This window comes from Candidatus Kerfeldbacteria bacterium, from assembly GCA_016214565.1.
Classification (GTDB): Bacteria; Patescibacteriota; Patescibacteriia; order UBA10025; family JAHIVO01; genus JAXDBW01.
In genome coordinates this window covers 707712-725826 of sequence record JACROE010000002.1, presented here as the reverse complement: position 1 = coordinate 725826, position 18115 = coordinate 707712, and the positions used below count along the sequence as shown (strand labels likewise).

18 protein-coding genes and 1 tRNA gene are annotated in these 18115 nt (G+C 52.9%); 5 read left to right on the top strand and 14 right to left on the bottom strand.

What is annotated here, in order from left to right; genetic code table 11:
* Positions 1-3 precede the first annotated feature (3 nt).
* The 8 genes from HZC01_03525 to HZC01_03490 form a co-directional block, all read right to left on the bottom strand.
* On the bottom strand, positions 4-354 hold the full coding sequence (locus tag HZC01_03525) for a hypothetical protein (protein MBI5037742.1): 351 nt from the start codon (positions 352-354) through the stop codon (positions 4-6).
* A 364-nt stretch (positions 355-718) separates the two neighbouring features.
* Complete coding sequence (locus HZC01_03520; GenBank protein MBI5037741.1) at positions 719-1096, bottom strand: single-stranded DNA-binding protein; 378 nt, start codon at positions 1094-1096, stop codon at positions 719-721.
* Between the two features lie 586 nt (positions 1097-1682).
* A complete protein-coding gene (locus tag HZC01_03515) occupies positions 1683-2927 on the bottom strand; it encodes a site-specific integrase (protein MBI5037740.1) in 1245 nt (414 codons plus the stop codon).
* A 32-nt stretch (positions 2928-2959) separates the two neighbouring features.
* A complete protein-coding gene (locus HZC01_03510) occupies positions 2960-3148 on the bottom strand; it encodes a helix-turn-helix domain-containing protein (protein ID MBI5037739.1) in 189 nt (62 codons plus the stop codon).
* Between the two features lie 24 nt (positions 3149-3172).
* Positions 3173-3397: a helix-turn-helix domain-containing protein gene (locus HZC01_03505; GenBank protein ID MBI5037738.1), complete on the bottom strand. Its 225-nt coding sequence runs from the start codon at positions 3395-3397 to the stop codon at positions 3173-3175.
* A 13-nt stretch (positions 3398-3410) separates the two neighbouring features.
* Positions 3411-5138 (bottom strand): type IV secretion system DNA-binding domain-containing protein, encoded by a 1728-nt coding sequence (locus HZC01_03500; protein MBI5037737.1) that lies wholly within the window; start codon positions 5136-5138, stop codon positions 3411-3413.
* Positions 5135-5734: a hypothetical protein gene (locus HZC01_03495; protein ID MBI5037736.1), complete on the bottom strand. Its 600-nt coding sequence runs from the start codon at positions 5732-5734 to the stop codon at positions 5135-5137. Before HZC01_03495 ends, HZC01_03500 begins: the two co-directional genes overlap by 4 nt.
* Entirely contained in the window at positions 5731-5934 is a 204-nt protein-coding gene (locus HZC01_03490) for a hypothetical protein (GenBank protein ID MBI5037735.1), read from the bottom strand. The genes HZC01_03495 and HZC01_03490 overlap by 4 nt, the downstream gene beginning before the upstream one ends.
* Before the next feature lie 54 nt (positions 5935-5988).
* On the opposite strand from HZC01_03490, the gene HZC01_03485 reads away from it, so the two are divergent.
* Complete coding sequence (locus HZC01_03485; protein ID MBI5037734.1) at positions 5989-6165, top strand: hypothetical protein; 177 nt, start codon at positions 5989-5991, stop codon at positions 6163-6165.
* Between the two features lie 899 nt (positions 6166-7064).
* On the opposite strand, the gene HZC01_03480 is transcribed toward HZC01_03485, so the two are convergent.
* A complete protein-coding gene (locus HZC01_03480) occupies positions 7065-8153 on the bottom strand; it encodes a replication-relaxation family protein (protein ID MBI5037733.1) in 1089 nt (362 codons plus the stop codon).
* A 490-nt stretch (positions 8154-8643) separates the two neighbouring features.
* Between HZC01_03480 and HZC01_03475 the strand changes: the two genes are divergently transcribed.
* Positions 8644-8874 (top strand): hypothetical protein, encoded by a 231-nt coding sequence (locus HZC01_03475; GenBank protein ID MBI5037732.1) that lies wholly within the window; start codon positions 8644-8646, stop codon positions 8872-8874.
* Between the two features lie 35 nt (positions 8875-8909).
* On the opposite strand, the gene HZC01_03470 is transcribed toward HZC01_03475, so the two are convergent.
* Together HZC01_03470 and HZC01_03465 are read right to left on the bottom strand one after the other, a co-directional pair.
* Positions 8910-9416, bottom strand: a complete 507-nt coding sequence (locus HZC01_03470; GenBank protein MBI5037731.1) for a crossover junction endodeoxyribonuclease RuvC — start codon at positions 9414-9416, stop codon at positions 8910-8912.
* 1 nt (position 9417) lies between these two features.
* Positions 9418-9702: a hypothetical protein gene (locus HZC01_03465; protein MBI5037730.1), complete on the bottom strand. Its 285-nt coding sequence runs from the start codon at positions 9700-9702 to the stop codon at positions 9418-9420.
* A gap of 678 nt (positions 9703-10380) precedes the next feature.
* Between HZC01_03465 and HZC01_03460 the strand changes: the two genes are divergently transcribed.
* Together HZC01_03460 and HZC01_03455 are read left to right on the top strand one after the other, a co-directional pair.
* Positions 10381-11037, top strand: a complete 657-nt coding sequence (locus tag HZC01_03460; GenBank protein MBI5037729.1) for a hypothetical protein — start codon at positions 10381-10383, stop codon at positions 11035-11037.
* Between the two features lie 90 nt (positions 11038-11127).
* Positions 11128-14070 carry a VCBS repeat-containing protein gene (locus HZC01_03455; GenBank protein ID MBI5037728.1) on the top strand — a complete coding sequence of 981 codons (2943 nt, stop codon included), beginning with the start codon at positions 11128-11130 and terminating at the stop codon, positions 14068-14070.
* Between the two features lie 122 nt (positions 14071-14192).
* On the opposite strand, the gene HZC01_03450 is transcribed toward HZC01_03455, so the two are convergent.
* Both HZC01_03450 and HZC01_03445 read right to left on the bottom strand, forming a co-directional pair.
* The gene (locus HZC01_03450; protein MBI5037727.1) at positions 14193-15206 is read right to left on the bottom strand and encodes an Ig-like domain-containing protein; all 1014 of its coding nucleotides are present in this window, start codon (positions 15204-15206) and stop codon (positions 14193-14195) included.
* Between the two features lie 27 nt (positions 15207-15233).
* On the bottom strand, positions 15234-15971 hold the full coding sequence (locus HZC01_03445; protein MBI5037726.1) for a tyrosine-type recombinase/integrase: 738 nt from the start codon (positions 15969-15971) through the stop codon (positions 15234-15236).
* 349 nt (positions 15972-16320) lie between these two features.
* Here HZC01_03445 and HZC01_03440 point away from each other — a divergent pair, with 349 nt between their 5' ends.
* Positions 16321-17910 (top strand): recombinase family protein, encoded by a 1590-nt coding sequence (locus HZC01_03440; GenBank protein MBI5037725.1) that lies wholly within the window; start codon positions 16321-16323, stop codon positions 17908-17910.
* Here HZC01_03440 and HZC01_03435 read toward each other — a convergent pair.
* Positions 17881-17957, bottom strand: a tRNA-Val gene (locus HZC01_03435). The two genes, HZC01_03440 and HZC01_03435, sit on opposite strands and share 30 nt — an antisense overlap.
* Positions 17958-18115 lie beyond the last annotated feature (158 nt).

Genomic DNA, 18115 nt, shown 5'->3' with positions numbered 1-18115 from the left:
GGGTTACCCCTCTCCTTTCTCCGCGGGTTCAGCGTCGCCTGATTGCGGTTCGTCAATCACAATCACACAGTATTCAAGACACGACTCTAAGTTTGGATCAGTGTCGCTGTATACTTTTGCATTCAGGGGTTTCACCGATGGATCAATTCCATACTTGCTACCCTTCTTGAAGTACGTCTCGACATCGGTAGCACTTTGCCCGAGGGCGATTACCAGTTTGGTTTGGCGGGAACCGTTGCTGCTCTTCTTGTCCTTTTCGACACGAAAAGCGACATAGCGGGTTTTATCACCATCCTCGGGTTTCCGTGGATCGGAAATTACCGTTCCGAATGTATTACGATCTTCTTGATTCATATATTGAATCCTTCTCCGACGATTGATTGATATTAGTGAGAGACTTGCGTCGGCTTGTCTCTCCGCGAACCTTCAGAGACCACAGAGGGGTGGAGTAGCAGGAGCGAAGTGAAATATCATTACGAGCGCATGCCAAGCCGGGATAGACTGTGGGCAGGTGAGGTAGCTGTCCATCAGTGTACGCCCGATGCGCTGCCCGTCAAGGTGGAGACGGTACGTACTACCTTGGACGGGTACTTGAGACTCTGTGATACCCTTTATGGCACTGCGGACAAGACGACTCTGTGACCTTTCCACATATCATGAAGCTGTCAGAGGGTGGGAGCACCCTCCCTTCACCTTCGCACAAAAAAAGGAGAGGGGGTTAAACCCCCGCTCCCTTGTCCGTGTCGATTTCCTCGACTACGATATCGTCGTTCTTCGGCTCCCGCTTCGGCCCGCCCAGCATGATGAGGTTCTGGGCAACCAGACCATTCTTCTGCGACGCTTCAGCAGAACGGAGCGTACCGTCGACATACACCCGGTCGCCTTTCTTTAAGTACTTCAGGATGACTTCGGCGAGTCGTCCGACCGCGAACACGCGGTGGTTGTCGACCGCGCGCTTGGTTTCGCCCGTCGCCTTATCCTTCCAGACCCGCTCGGTCTGCAGGGTAAAGACGGTGTTTGGCACGTCTTTCTCGCTTACCCCGCGCTCGGGGTCGACCGACAGGCGGCCGATTAGTTGAATCTTGTTGAGGTCCATATATATGAACCTTTCTCCGGCGGTTAGTTTGTTTAATTGGCGAGACTCACGTCGGCTTGTCTCTCCGCTGTACTTCAGAAAGCACAGAGGGGTGGAGTAGCCGGAATGAGTGGAGGTGTTAGCTGTAATGAATGAAGGCCAAAACCGAATTCGACACTGTGGGCAGGCGGTAAGGCTGTCCATTCAGTTCGAAACGGGTGCAGCGCGTCAAGGTGGAGACGGTACGTACTACCTTGGACGGGTACCTGAGACTCTGTGATACCCTTTATGACATTGCGGACAAGCCGTGGCCATTGGTCGTGTTTGGAAAAAAGTGGCGCGAAGGTGAAGGTGTTTTCGGGGTGCGATGGGTGGGATTAGAGTGCATCCCGCATATCGCGGGATACCGCTTCTTTCTAACAGCTTTCTAACAAGAGTAACCAAAACAGCATGAAGAACGGGACAACAAGGAGAATGACGAATCCCGGCAACTAATTGCCGTTCTTGTCTTTTGGTGTCCCTTGTTGTCCCGTGTTATGGAATCAGAACTGGCTCATAACCCGAAGGTCGCAGGTTCAAATCCTGCCCCCGCCACCAAATCAAGCTCTCAATTCTCAAGCACTTGAATCGATGAACGTGGAGTCCCGGACTCCTCGGATTCGGTGCTTTCTAACAGTTTTCTAACAGCCGTCGGAAAGACCGCATTGTCCAGGCGTCGCGAAGCGTCCCGTTGCGTTCCGGGGAAGAGGTGTCCGTACCGGTCCAGCGTGGTTGTCGCCGATGCGTGTCCCAGCATAGACTGCACGAACTTGATATCCTCACCGTTGGCAATTAAGAGCGACGCGAAAGTATGCCTCAGGTCATGGAAGCGTATTCGTCTGATTCCCGCCCGCTCCAGTGCCGGATGGAATTCGCGTTTCACGAGATTGTCGGCATCCAGAGGTTTCCCTTCTGGAGTGCAAAAAACCAGCTCGTGTTCCGGATTCGCCAGGCGGCGGTCGTATTCCAGATTTCCGGCCAGTACATCCGACATGATGATGCGGCGAACGCCGTTCCTGGACTTCGGCGACACGAAACTGCCCTTATAGAGCGATCTCCTGACGCAGATTTGCCCTGACTGCCAGTCAATGTCACCCCATTTGAGCGCCAGCAGTTCCCCCCGGCGCATGCCGGTCAGGATTGCGGTTAAGAACAGGGTGTGGAATTCGGGTCGAACCGCTTCCAGAAACTTCCGAATCTCGGCGTGAGTTAGAAAGTCCATTTCTTCGTGTTCGATCCGGGGCCGTTTCACCGCAAGCGTGGGGTCATGCTGAACATACCCCCATTCCCGCGCGTGCCGGTACATCTCCTTTAACGGAACCAGCATATTGACTACTGATTTCGGAGAAAGTCCATCCTCCAGCTTCCGCGCCACGAGCACCTGAATGCAGACTGGCGCAACGCGAGAGAGCAGCAAGTGCCCCAGGTGCGGCGTCAGGTGCAGACGGAAGATGTCGCAGTAGCTCGAATAGGTCGACGGCTTCACTGATATCTTGGCGTAATCAGCCAGCCACTTCTCGGCAAATTCCCGGAAAAGAATCTTAGTCTCGACCGGAATGATGCCAGCGTGCAGTTCGCTGATACGCTTCGTCAACAGGTGTTCCGCCAATCGTTTGGTCGGACCGGCCTTTTCCCACTTCTGTTTTCCCGCCACGCGGTAGACCGCGTACCAGGAGCCGGATTTCTTGACGATGCTTCCTTGTGCCAAATTGTTTTCACCTCCTTTCTGTCTGGCAAGTGATACGATTTCGAATTGTACCAGTAGCACGGCGTGCGCCGTGCCACTGGCTGTGATTGCAAGTGACTGATACATGTCCGCACCATACTAGGAGCGCGGACGGTAAGTCAATCACCTTCGCCGTTTGATTCGAGCACGGCCTTAGCGCGCAGATGCTCAAGGACTTCCGCCTCGGAGAACCGCACGTATTTCCCGACTTTCAAAAACGGCAACCGGTCCGGCCCGCCTTTGCGGGTCCGGTCGTATATCCAGGAAACGGGCACGCCCAGGCGGCGCGCCAGTTCCTGTGCATCCACGAGTTGTGTCATATGCATCACCAATCATGACTTTCTTCCTTCGGCAGGTAATGCCGTTGTTGAACTTTCAGGCACAACGGTCTGACGACGTAAGTATTCCCGTATGTCGCTTTCGTAGAACATGACCTTGCGCCCAATCTTCACATAAGGGAGGTTCCTTCTCTTCGACACCCATTGGTCAATGGTAAAAGGGCTTAAGTGCAAAAGATCAGCTACCTCCTGCTTTGTCATAAAACGATCATTGTCCATGAGTCCGCCTCCTTTAGTGCCAGCGCGAAACTTCGACTGCTTCGGTTTCCCGCTGCAGTTCCTGCTCCGCGCCCTGGAGTAAGAGCGTTCGACGCTGTTCAATCTGCCGGTCGACTTCAGCTACCGGAAGTGCGTACTTCAGGTTCGACCGCATGATGGCTTTTTGCAGGTCCTTCTCCCGAACCCGCACGTCCGGCACATAAGTGGTAATCATCGGTACCGTCGAACGATCTCCGATTTTCACCTGTGCATGCCGCCTGGGCTGCAGCAAGAACCAGCTGATGAACCGCTCGCGCAATTCAGAAACCGAATAGAACGTCCGGCTGGATACTTCATTGCGGGCAAGGAACTCATAGAACGGCACAATGGCCTCAGACTCGGATTCGCTCTCGGACTCTGACTCCGCGCTGATGCTGGAATCCGAGTCCATGGTTGCCTCGAAGCGCGAATTATTCCAGCCATAAGACTGCGAACCTGAATACGGATGGTCTCCGTCCAACGGCTGAGAGTGCGACCAGGCAAGCCCGCCGCCCAAACCGGATGAATGGCCGGAGCTCGACGATTCCCCGCTCGTGCTGCTTCTGCCGTGCGCTCGCCCATAGGATTTGACCGTGCGTCGTGATTCCTTCGGATCCCAGGCGGTGCGGATGATTTCATCCTTCACTTCCCGTTTGGTAAGACCGTCTGGAAACATCTCGCCGACTAATTCCTCGGCGTCCCGACGTGAAGTCCTGAAGGCGATCTTCACATCGGTGTTTGTAAAAAGCGAGTCAAGGTATCCGGGAATCTTCTCGGCCTGGGCTAACGTTTGATAACTCAAGACGAAATAGACGCCGAACTTCCTTAGTTTGTCGAGTGCCAGCGGCAAATCGTCGGAAGCGTACTCAGACGCTTCGTCGCACAGCACCAGCACTCCGCGCTTCCGCTCTTTCGGTGAGCGACGGTAGGCATAGTTCACCACCTGGTTGATAAGCGTGATGGCGAACGTGCGCTGCAATTCCCGCGAAACCCTCGTTGGTGCAAGATTGACGAGAATCACTTTGCGCTCCTCGATGGCTCGCGCCAGATCGAATGCCGGATTGAGTTGTCCCAGCATCCGCCGTGCCTCATTTGGAATAGTCAGCTTGGCCGCGCGGTTATGCACGGCCATGACCAATTGCTCCCGTTCGTAGCGTTTCAGTGACTCAAAAGATTCCCATTCGCGGCGAATGTAATCGTTCTGGATATTCCGAAGAATAGCCGCACGGAGCAGCGAGTGTGAGGGTGAGGCGAACTCGAGCATTTCCGCAAGCGTTGCCTGCGGATTTTCTATCAACGGCACCAATGTGTTCCGCATCCACGTTTCCGTGAGTGGCGCAACTGTCGAATCTGACTGGCCGTACACCTTGCAAATCGCTTTGTAGATTAGATCAAACAAAGTTACGGAAGATACTCCGTAACCTTTCTTCCAGTCGAACCCAAAGGAATACTGCTGGTCATTAAGGTCGATGCAGCAGAGGCGCGACAGGTGTGAAGCCGCCGCTGCATAGGAAACACCCCAGCGGTATAGTTCTTCACCCGGATCGAGCACGATAACCGGCACGTGATGAAGCATGCAGAACATGAGTATCGCGGCCAAGAGGCGACTCTTTCCCCGGCCGGACCCTCCGATTATTGCCCAATGAGAAAAGATATCCCTCAATTCAAGCTGAATGCGCTCGCCTGTTAGGGCGTTATTGCCAAGTGTCAGCACGTTACTCATGACTGACTCCCTCCTGATGACTGATACGCCATCTGGTCATAACGCTCAACTAGCTCCTCAGCAAGATCGGGGAAATCCCTCTGGACCTTTCCCATTAGAGCAGCGCGTTTCAGCGTTTGTTCTTCGAGGCTGCGATGGAGCTCCTGCTCACGCATTTGCTCCAACCGGTGTTTTAGTTTCAGTTTCAGGATTTCATTCCGTGCCTGCTTCAGGACCTCGTCCTTTGGGCGAAGGCGCTGCAACTGCACTTTCACTTCGATGCGCCAGTGAGCAATGTCCCGCTTGATCTCTTCGATGGCGCGGGCGGTTTGCGCCTGCGCCAATCGGATGAGATTCACGACTTCCTGTCGCCGGATCAGTGCCTGGTAGACAAGTTCTCGCTCTTCCTCCCTGAACTTGCGGTGCGCTATGCGAACGCGCCGCAGGCGTTCGTATTCAAGCAGGAAGTCGAGCTCACGGATGGCCGCAACCTTAAGCTGCGGCGTCAGCCGCATGTCGTTCTTGATGCAGTCCAGGGCTTCGGCCCGGAGCATCACCAGAGAGCCTCCTTTCAGGAACTCTCTACCGTCGTTGTGTTGTATGACTGGAAGGTTCATTTGAGATAGTCCTCCCCGTACAGATCCCTGAGAAAATCATCCTCGCGGATGTCGCTCAAAGTTTTGCGTTCGGGTTCGCCCTTGAACAACTTGTATGCGCCAAAGACAGCAAGCGCCAACATTGCTACGGCGAAAACCGAGCCCATTCCGTCATCCGGCTTTTTGCCGGTGCCGGAGTCATTGGTTGAATTCTCTGACATATGCGTTTTCACTCACATTCTTGATTAGTGTTGTTTGGTTTGCAAACATTTCGTTTGCACTTCATTCCTCTACTTCCAGTTCATCAAGCTGCTGCTCGATTTCGAGCAGTCGTCTGTTCTGATATGCGCTCCTTTTGTCAGGTAAAGCCATCTGTCGCGAGCGCGACGGGAGCTGCCTGCGGGGAGGCGGTGGTGGAAGCTGACGATTCGATTGTTCTCGGTGTTCTTTGACACCTTCTCTGATGCCCTGCGCAATGAGCGCAGCGCCTATTCCAATCAGTAATGGCCACATAGGGCCTCCTACTCATCAAAAGTATGGACCTTTGCATAGGACCGAACATCGTGCTACGATGCAAGAGTCCTATTTTTCTTTTCTTTGCCGCGCTTTCAGCGGCTCCCCCCACCTATTGAGTGTTTTGTCTCTCGTGGAGATTCACTCTTGGGTGGGGTCTTTTTTTGGCGCTAATCAATCAGTGGGAATCGTTGGATATCCCATTTCCTGCTTAGCAGCCAAGATTGAGAATGTCTAGTGAACCAATGGATGGGGGGCGGACATCTGTCGAAATCTTCGAAACCCAAACCGGACGACCGTTGAGACAATCCGGATCAGACACAAAAAAACAACAGCACGCACAAAGAAACCCGAACCATTGATTCGGCGCATGCAAGCCACTACTGACATCACGGATTCCTTTCATTGAAATCCAATGACGCAAATAGCTACTGCTGCGCTGCCCAACTCAGTCCTCGGGGCGGCTTCTTCCTTGCTTGGCGGCTGCTGTTTTATAGCGCCAGCTGCGCTTACCTGTCGTCGCCGATTAGTTTGGCGTCGACAGCTCCTCTAAATTTGGGTTTCAATCATTTACTCTGTGTTGCTCTTGATGATTACAATCACAGACCTACAGTCAATCTATACATTGAAGATTTCGATTCGTCAACGTCTTTCTTTCACCTCGTCCAGAAATTCATTGAGGCCCCACCATCCCGCGTATGACGTACTCCAAATCGGTGCAAGTACATCCACCGGATACCAATGGCACCGACCATTCGTCTCCGCGCTCACTGCGCAGCTAAGGCGCTTTCACGGACCGGCGGGATGTGTGTGGCCGGGTCTGCACGCCTTGCCGTCGTTATTCGACAAGACTCTGCAAGCCCTGCCCCGCATTCGATGTGATCCAGATATTCTTCAGAATTGATTTCGGTTCTTCAATGGTGTACGACTCAGGCGGCGTGAACCAAAAGAGTGACGATGTGGAGTAAGCTGCCCCGAGCGCCATTAGTTCCGCAAGGCAATTGCGGATACGACCCTTTGGTTTCCCTTCAACGTCAATCGAGCCGGGCATGACGAATAACACATTGAATCCCGGAATCGGCTTCACGCCGCTCGGCGGCTCCACGTCGTCGAACGGTCTCTCATTTATCGCAAGCCCCGCTACCGTTCCGTCCGCGAGCACGCGGTAACCAAACTTCCGCTCCATCATCTTCTTCTCACGGAATTTCCGATAGCCGATGAATTTTCCAATAAGGTCTGGTCTCTCCGTTGTTGCGCGGATCGGCATGGTACCCCTGTCTATTTCCAGGAAATAACACGCACGACCTTTGCCTTCCAATTCGAGCGCGAACATCGCGTCCGGATACACTGAGAACTTGCGCTCGTTTCCTTGTGCGTCAAACGCCGTGACCGTTTCTTTCAAACCTTGTCCCTGTTCCCAGAACAGCAACTTCTTTTCACCCCCGCTTGCCATGCACGCAAGTTCCAGCGTCACTCTGAATCGTGCAATCTCAAGCGCGTGCCTCAAGAACGGCGTCTTCACTTTGTTCGCTTCTACAATGTCCTGTATGTCACGCGGCGAACACCCTAAGACTTCAGACAACAACCGTGCGCTCTTCGTGCCCAGACCGTACACCGTCGGCGGTGTACCCTTACCTCTGCCGATGGGCACGTCATACAAAAAGTGCCGGTTCAGATACCCTGCGTTGAACATCTTCTGCAGTGCCTTGTACAGCGCTTCCATTCCGAACCCGGATTTTACCCCCTGCGCCGGAGTCTCCGACTCCGACACGCGCAACAGGTGCCACAATAGTTCGGTATCTAAGAACCTGTGCGCGTGCACCAGCAGCAGAATGCGCTGGTGGCGCTCGCTGGGTTGGAAATCCGGGAATGCCTTGCGATCCGGACGGTATCGCGAGAGTCTGGTCTTGTCGCTGGGTTTGCTCATAGTGTCTTCTTCTAAATTCTTCAGTGGCCTTCAGGCCTTCCATATTCCTCTTCTTCACGCCCCCGTTCGTCGGGGCCGAAAGTCCGGCAGAGCCGGACGGCCGCCCCGAGAAGTCGAGCCCAATAGGGCGATGACTGAACGGCTGGCGGTTCGAGCCGCCCGACTGCGTCCTGGTCGCCGAAGCCCGCACCGCAGCGTTAGTTGACGGGCGAGGCCAAGGAGCGGCGAATCTCTTAATAGTTGTTCGCCGCGACGCAGTCGAGGTCTGGGCGGTCCCTTGGCTGCTGACATACCTGTCACGCCTCCGTGCCGGTTATTAGACGCACACGGAAGCAGCCAAGGCCAGACCGAAGAGAGCAGGGCGCAGTCGGGCGGCAAGCCCGAACTACTTTTCCGCGTAATGCACTGTCCGCCATAGCGGAGAGTGTGTTACCCTCGTACAATTGCATGGAATACAATTGTACGTAAGAAAATAGTCCCATAGGACTGTTTGCGACAAGGGAAAAGTAGTACGGAGCGCTGCCAGACCGACGAACGGGGGCGTCTTAATCTTCTCCTTGAGCCGCCAGTCAGGGCGGCTCTCTTTCCTAAGGCACCGGTAGTCAGGCCGGTGCCTGCTTCAGGAAGTTCGTCTCTTACGGCAGTAGTAGCACAGACTGCCGTACTCAATCTTGCGGCGGCAGATATCGCATTTGGGCTGTCGCCCGAATCCCGCAAATGAGCGGGTTCGTCTGGTTTTCAAGGTTCGGGGGTTCCTCATGAATTTGGCCGTTGGTCAGAAAACGTCCGGCTCATTTTGAGAAATGCCTGACCGACTGCTATTGCGTCAAAGGCGTTCTGGTGGAAGTCCACCCGCCAGCGGCGGTTGGATTCCAGATAGGCTTTGAGTTCCGGGTACAGGATGGCTAAGGTACGGGCGACTTCCCGCTTGGTGGCATTGCCGTCTTTGCAGACGATCTTGCGGACAGTCCGGGGGTCGACTTCAAATACCCGGATCCGTCGCTTTTCTGCCAGATTCTTTAAGTGTGTGACGGCAAGCGTCAGCCGGACATTGCTGCGAATCTGGGAGAACGCATTGCGTTCGATAACCAGTTCGCCTGGTCGCTTCTCATCCAGCATTCTCCTGAAAATGCGGTCAAGGTCCAGGAGTATTCCCTTCACGCCTTCGTTTTGCCGGATCGACTTCACGCCGTAGTCCGAGAGTTCCCCGGATACGAATCCGGCATAGCCCAGGTACTTCGTACCGGGATCGATTGCCAGCATGCTATTTCTGTTCTTGGGCATGTTTCTTCAAAAGGTAAGTGAATAAGGCTGCTTTGGATTTCCGAATCTTGGATTCGGGCACCCGCTTTACTTCATCGAGGCTTCTGCGGATGGCCTCGACGGAGTGCGTCTTGCACAATTCCAGATAGATGGGCAGGCGGTGCTCCTCGCGGAGCGTTCTTGCGACTTCGAGGGCAAGTTCCTCGCGTTCGTTTCTGGGTACGAACGGGACCGGTTTCGCGGCGTCGGAGTTGCCCGACTGCCCGCGCATTGATGCCTGTGGCATATGTTTGTTTTTGTTAGACTAATTAGTAAAGTTTTGGGTTGCCCGACTCTCTCTTCCGCTCGAACAGTTCGTGCCTGAACTCGTTGAATTTCTGCGAAAACAGAATCTCGACCGGACACTGCAACAGCGCGGACAGTTTCAGGGCTGATTCCAGACTCGGTGTTCTCAGCCCAAGTTCCCAGTGCCAGATCGGGCTGCAGGAGGACAACTCCAAAAGGTCGGCCACGTCCCGCAACCGGAGGGACCGATGGTGTCGGTACCTCCGAATCTGGTTCGGGAATGAATTGTCCAGGCGGCTGCGGGACATACTGATGATTTTTGTTTTTGATTTTTGTTTTGACTGACATTTGACAGCGTACCCGCTTTGCGAAAATGCCTCAATTGCCGGTTCAGGCAATGGCCTGGGGATAACCCGAAGAAAAACCGAAAGGTTAGGGTAAAAAAATATCCCTGCTCTTTCGTTGGGGTATCTCTGGTACTGATTTCGGAAATTGGGATTCTCGAAGGTCGTTCACGCTGCACGAGTATCCTACCCGAACTGATCGAATCCGGCAAGACCGTCTTCTGTCCACAGTTTGTGCCCCTGGCGGGAATCATCCGCATTTGCGCGAGATATTGACAGATATCCTGGGTGTGAGAGGCTAAGGATATCTAAGATTAGCTAATCCAACAATTCATATGGACAACGTAAACCAGCCTGCAGCCGGTGGATCAAAGACCGGGATGTGGGTCGCTCTCGTTTTGGCAATAGTCGTCATCGGCGTCGGGGCGTACTTCCTCTTTGCCCGCGATAACGGGACAAATACGAATAACGGGAATTCAATATCAAATCAGAGTGTGAATGCGCAGGCTAATCGGAATATTAACACCGCATTGAATAGTAATTCAGAGTCAAACACCAATTTGGTGGTTGAGACAAATGATTGGCTAACCTATCAGAATATTGAGTACGGGTTTACCGTTAAGTACCCGAAAACATGGACGTACCAGGTTTCTCAACAAGGTGGGAAAGAAAATGACCAATACGAAATAGCCTTTGATACAAACCGATCTGATGTGGCCCTGTTGCCTGCTATAACTGTTAAAGAAGACTGGTCGATTGAGCAAGAAATAGATGCAATCAACGAATCCGACCCTCCATATACAGAAGTCCGATCAGTCGAGCAGCTTGTCATCGACGGGCTTCCGGCCACGAAAGTTGTCTATGATTCTACAATAGGTTTGGCCTTCGAAGAAGTTCTCATCCCAAGGAACACTGTTGTCTACGTGTTTAACTCGCTCGCCGCTGATGTAGAATTCTCGGCAGTAGCGACTTCGTTTTCAAAATCCAAGTAAACCAAAGTCAGTGTTAGTGTTCATCAAATAGAACATTGACAAAACATTCAAACCTTAAGGAGGAGTGCCATGAGTGCACGAATTTCTTGCATGGTTGCAATTGCCGTGGTCGCTATTTTGGCTATGGCATCGGATGCTCACGCATACCAGGATGCAACAACATTTCAATTCCCACTTTCAAAGTGGAGTGTAGGCTGTAACCACTTCTGGGGCACCTGCGTTTCAGAACACCATCTGGGCGAAGATGTGGCAGCGCCCGCTGGTACACCCGTCTTCGCTTGTGCGAATGGACAGGTTAAGGAGGCTCGCCTATCTGCTGACGAACAAGGCTACGGGTATGGTGGTATTGTAGTCATCGAACATTACACAGGAACCGAACATGTGACTTCTATCACCGGACATATGTATGCCAGCACACTTGCAGTATCCCCAGGTCAGGAGGTGCATAGAGGTCAGCTCATAGGATTCGTCGCGACTTACAACTACAACGGCCATTGGGGAGAACACGTTCATTTTGGTATTCATAAGGGCAGCTATCAGACCGGGACCTCTTGTGCTGGTGGTTGGGTGTATGCTGGCTACGATGCCAACGGCTGTACTCAGGACAACTGGTATGTTCCTAGTGAGTTCATTGTTGGTCATGCGGTGGAATACCGAAAGGAAAACGGGTTGAACGACCGCAATCCATACGGTTGGACTCAAACTCCTGATCAAGCATTCGGAGATGAAGCAACGCCTGCCGGCGCATTGTACGAAATTGGCTGGTACCATTATTACAATCAAGAGAATCCGGCCAATCTCTACAGTGCAGACAACACTGCCAAGAATTGCTACCGTGCTCTATATTTGAACGGTCCAGATGATGCGGCTATCGTCTACGACGTACTTGGTGGTGCTCGGCGCGCCTATGTCGTCGGGTGGGAAAAGTGGCAAATCTGGGATCAGCTTGAGGACGATCTCGACAATCTCAATCCACCTAAGAGTTGCCCAACAGGTGACTGCTACAACAGCACTTCGTGTGACGGCCCTTCCGGAGAAGGTGGCCCGAATTCTTGTTTGGGCATGCCCCTAACGAATTCATATGAAACCGCTCAAGGTTCTGGAGTATGGAGACAAGACTTCCAGAAAGGATATATTCAGAATGGCTCAATTTACTGCTACACTAGTTGTTCTCCAGGCTGGACAGACGGTGAGGTATGGGAAAGACAACATTCGTATCTCTTCGCCGATGCCTATGACAGAAACGGTGGGGCTCGTGACGTCGGTAATGCAGTTACTTCTCCCGCAGCTGCATATGGTAGAGTACATACTCTCTCAGGCAACATCCTCATCCAGGACTTTTCTGGAGGTGCCGATGGCGCCGGAATGATCATGTACGACCAAGAGAATTGGAGCGGCAATGAGTGTGCCACTAACGAAGCGTATTGGTTGTATGGGAGTATCAAGGCGCGCTACGATGCTAACGGCGGTGTAAGTAAGTTTGGTTGTGCGACTACCGACCGCTTTCAGGATGATTTTGATCGTTGGTGTCAAGACTTCAAGAGTGGTGACGATTTACACCGTATCTTCGAATCCGGGGACCCGGTATTTATCGCTCTCAACCCATGTGATCCAAATGTCATATATTACGGGGCTGGCGGTGGCATGGGTGGTGGCCAAAACGACTGGTGCGATCTCGCTTCGGTGTACGATTACACCAGCTACACCAGGGTCCATACGTGGCTATCCAACACTGATGGCTTCAACTACCAAGGCGATGGCGGATGGTGGTCAAACGTGGAGTACCCTGGGGATAGCGTTGAGCACGTTATGTCCGGGGATTTCGACGGTGACTCGTTCGACGACATTGCTGTCGTGCAGAACAAGATCATAAGCGGAACTCCGAAAGCGCGAGTCCAAGTCTGGCTCTCGACGGGCGGGTCCTTTTCATTCGAGGATGCCTGGTGGGCTGCCAGCGGCGGCTACAACGCCCTGAACGTGGTGCATGCCGAAGCCGGAGATTTCAATGGCGACGGTAAGTGCGATGTGGTTCTCGTATATGACTACGGATATGTCGTGGACCGCTATCAAACGCGAACGCACGTGCTCATCTCTACAGGGAGCTCGTTTTCCCTGCAGTCATGGTGGACGTCATCCGGCTCATACAATGCCCAGAACATTCGGCATTGTGTGGCCGGGGACTATACGGGCGACGGTAAGTGCGACTTAGTGTTTTTCTACGATTATGGTCTGGTGAACGGCCAGTACCAGTTCCGCTCTCACGTCCTTGTGTCATCTGGCACTGCCTTTGCCTTGCAGTCGTGGTATACCAATACCAACTACAACATTAACGATGTCACTCAGGCTGTTGGCGGCGATTTCAACGACGATGGCGAATGTGACGTAGCGTTTGCTCACGCAGATGCCGCAACTACAACCAGTCTTCATGTGCTGCAATCCACCGGATCGGCGTTTAATTACGCCAGTTGGTGGACTTCACCGGGCAGCTACGGAGCAACTAACGTTGCACAAGCTGCTGCCGGCGATTTCGATGGCGACGGGTTAGATGACGTGATGTTGGCCTACGCCTACAGCACAGTCTGGGTCAGGTTCCACATGTTCCTGTCTACCGGATCATCCTTTACGATGGATCACTACTCTGAGGGGTGGTGGGAAGCTACCGCCTACGGCATAACCAATCATGTCAGAGGTATTGTGGCAGGGAATTTCAATCCGGCCCTCTCTGCGATGGGTAAGCGTGCTGTCGATGACGATGCGGAATCACTCCCCATTTCGTTCTCTCTTTCCCAAAACTACCCCAATCCCTTCAACCCGGTGACGAATATCTCCTATTCATTGCCGAATGCCTCGCATGTGACTCTGGAAGTTTTCAACATTCTGGGTCAGCGTGTTGCCAAGCTTGTCGACGGCGACCTGCCTGCTGGCGATCACACCATTGTGTGGGAAGCCGACAAACAGGCCTCCGGCATTTACTTCTACCGGCTGCGTACGGAGGACGCGGTCGAAACGAAGAAAATGCTGCTGCTCAAGTAATGTTTCTCAATCTCTTACCAACCCCTCATCCACTATGGATCGAGGGGTTGCTTTTTGTACACGTCCCGTATGGATAACCTAAACGCGTTGAATCAGCCGTTATCTGATTCGCCAACGGTAGTCTAGTCTTTGACACAGCGAATGGACATACCCTGTCTCCTGTCGTACCCTGCGCGATACACCGCGGCAGTGTCGTAACTCAGAGCGCGGGCGTAGGCAAATTCGGTTCCCGACAGCGTGGATGTCCAGAAACCGCCATAGAGCAATTGACTCTGAAAGGAACCATTCGGATAGCGAAAACCGGCGGGCAAAGCGGTGAATCCGCTTGCGTTTGTCGCGCCCTCATTTGGATTCGCCCAATATCCCTGAGCCTTCAGCATCCCTCCTTCGGTCGTTCCGCGCCAGCCGTTCAGGATAGACTGAGGATTCGTCATCCCGAGTTGCCGTTCAAGCGTCAACCATTCGTCGTCGCTTGGGATGTGCCATCCGTCGGGCGCTATGCCCCGGCTGTCGTTGAGCACAAAGCCGTTGTAGTGGCGACCATACGTCGAGACGTTATCTGAATTGTTGTCGTAATCGCAGTAAGCCCCGGAAGCGGAACCGAGCCATGCCGCGTTATCCGTAACGTGAAGTATCGGATCGCTGTTGCGATAGTGAGTCACTTTCAGATTTTCCTTCATCCAGACCTGCGAACCGATGGTGACGGTCTGGTAGACGTTGCCGTCAATATCCGTGACCGTAGGCGGGTTCGCAGTCGTGAACGACCAAGAGAACGCCTGCACTAAGGGGGTGCCTGCCCCATCTTTTGCCCCGGTCGATATAGTTGCCGTATACGACGTATTAGCGGTCAGGGATGCGCTCGGAGTGAATGTAGCTACCTTGTTGCTGTATGAAACGGAACCGGTTACGCCATTGCTTACGGTGAACGTGGCGTTGGTCAGGGTACCTGCATCCATGTCGTGAGAGAATGTGGCCTGCAGGACAATATCCGCCGGGATGTCCGTGGACCCGTTTGCTGGTGTGGTTGAGACAACAGTCGGCGGAGTCGGGTCCTGTCCGCCCGGATCAGTTGCCTTATCCTTGCCGCACGACCACAGCAACAGGGACAATACCGATGCCAATACCACTTTCTTCATTAGATTCCTCCTACCCGTTGGTTTTCGCTATATGCCTATCTTCTTCATGGTTCTTGCATAGTTCGCCCGCACGTCGGACAAGCCTTCCCTGCCGTACAGGTCAAGAGTGGTTGCCTGGCTCGCGTGTCCGAGAATGGATGAAAGCGTTTCGATACTACCACCTGCATCCTTCCAGAGCCGGGCGAATGTGTGGCGAAAGAGATGACAGGTGAGTTTGGTCTTTCGCGGATCGGGGTGATTCACTCCCGCACGCTTCCCCGCGTTTTCCACGATACGGTTAAGCTGTCGGTTACAGAGCGCGCCGTTGAATCTGCTCAGGAAGACCGGACCTTCGGTGCGTCCGCGTAAGTAGGACTGAATCTGACCTGCAAGTATTGGTGTCAGGGGTATCAGACGGGACTTGCCGCCCTTTCCACTCGTCACGACCAGGAGGTTTTCTTGAAGTCTCAGGTCAGAGACTTGGAGCGCGGTGATCTCTGCCCTTCGCATACCCGTTCCGGCCATGAGCGCCATAATGAGCCGGTCACGCTCGTTCGTGGTCGCGGCAAACAGCACGCGCAACCGGCTCTTGGTCAGGTGGTATTCTGCGCGGGTGCTTCTGACGTTTGGGCTTGAATGTCGCTTTCTTAGAGGAAAGTGACCTTCCCCGTCAAGTCCATCTCCGTTATTCTCCGCTAGATACAGCGATTTCTGTGAATTCCTGACAATACTGGTGCGTCTTTCCCTCCGCTGTGCTACCTCTGTTCTGGCACTCAGCTTCTTCATCACTGCACGCTCTTCCTCGCACTAATCATAGCCTAAAGTCGGCAGTCCAATAACAGACCGCCTATGCAAATCCTACGTCAGCTTTCTCTAAGATTATGACATTGGGACTCCGGAGTCAATGATATTGTGCGGGAAGCGGTTTTCCACAAGCAAGTCCATGAGTTCCCCTCTTGTTTCAATTGCGGCCCCTGGCCGTTTGCGGGCATACTGCCGAACATGCCCCTCCTGCAAAAACACATAGAAAACCTCAAACAAATACACAAACAAACGACCGGTGAAACGCTGTCCGACGCGGAAGCGTGGGATATGGCGAACCGCCTCATTACTTTTGGCTCAATACTTCGAACGTATGAAGAACAATATCCGCGTGGCGATATACGCCCGCAAATCAAGTGAATCGGAAGACCGGCAGGTCTTGTCGATTGACTCTCAGGTCAAAGAAATGCACGACCTTGCCGCGCAGCATGGACTATCAGTAGACAGAGTCTATATCGAGGCTAAATCGGCGAAGTCTCCGGGCAGGCCGGTGTTCAACGAAATGTTCAAACTCATCGAACGCGGTCAATTGGGTACTGTCATTTGCTGGAAACTCGACCGGCTTGCCCGAAACCCACTCGACGGTGGTGCTTTGATCTGGGCGCTCGATCAGGGGCAACTGGCGCAAATCATAACGCCTTCAGCAATGTATACCAATTCAGGAAACGACAAATTCTGGATTCAGCTCGAATTCGGCATGGCCAAGAAGTACGTCGATGACTTATCGGATAACGTAAAGCGCGGTATCAGAGCGAAACTCGAGCTCGGCTGGCTTCCCCGTACCGCCCCGATTGGTTATCTCAATGAGAAAGTGAACAAGACGATCATCAAAGACCCTGACCGGTTTGATCTCGTGCGGCGATTGTGGGACGAAATGCTCAGCGGCACAAGTTCCATCTCGCAGGTGCATCGGCTGGCGACAAAGCAACTGAAGCTCATGACGCCCCTGCGGGATGGAAGCGAACGAGGGCCGATGGCATTCTCTGGCCTTGTGAAATTACTCCAGAACCCTTTCTATTACGGCGTACTCCGCGTCAACGGAGAAATCTTCAAAGGCGCTCATCCACCCATGATATCCAAGTCAGAATTCGACAAGGTACAGAATATTCTTCATGGTCGCAATCCAGTGCGCCCACAGCGGCACGACCATTTGTATATTGGCCTGATTAAATGCGGAGAATGCGCCGCCTCGGTGACAGCGGAACAAAAGACGAATCGCTACGGAACGCGCTACACGTATTACCGGTGTACCCGCCACAAAGCGGGCGTCGACTGTTCCCAGCGAGCGATTAGCGAAGAGTATTTGGAACGACAGTTAATGAATTTCATGGATTCAGTCTCATTGCCGTTGCAGTACAGAGAATGGATTTCCCAGGCACTAGCTGACTTAAACAAACAGAGCGAACATGCATCTGTCGCCAGACTTGGGTCGCTGAAACGCACGCTTGAACTGAAAACCAAAGAACTCACTGAACTACTCACGCTCCGCCTGCGCGGGTTAATAACTGACGACCAGTACCGGGAACGGCAAGCCCTTCTCCAGTCTGAAAAAATTGATCTGGAACGGCGAATATTTGAGTTTGAAGAATCGGCTCAGACGGCTTCTGAAGCGACACGCAAAGTGTTTAATACCGCAATCAATGCAAGAACGACGTTTGCCAAGAGTAACCCGGAAGATCGACGGAAGTTAATCAAGACGTTATGTTCGGACCTTTTTCTAAAAGACAAAATCCTCAACATTCAGGCACAAAAACCATTCGAACTCATCCAAAAATCACTGTGCCTGTCGGAGTCCGAAAATGGCACGTTCGGACCTCAAATGGTGGGCGAACATCAGCGGAGTATTGGCAGTGCAAATGGTGACTTTTCCAAGTGGTGGGTCCGAGAGGAGTCGAACCTCTGACCTCCACAATGTCAATGTGGCGCTCTAACCAACTGAGCTACGAACCCATAAACATATTTAAATATCGACGATCAACTATCATGTACTACTAACGATTAACCAATTCTGACGTTTCAGTCGGAATTCCAACCGCTTCGCGTCGGGACTGAACTACAAGCCCAAAATAGACTGAAAAAACGCGCGAATTAGGCCTAGTATACCACAA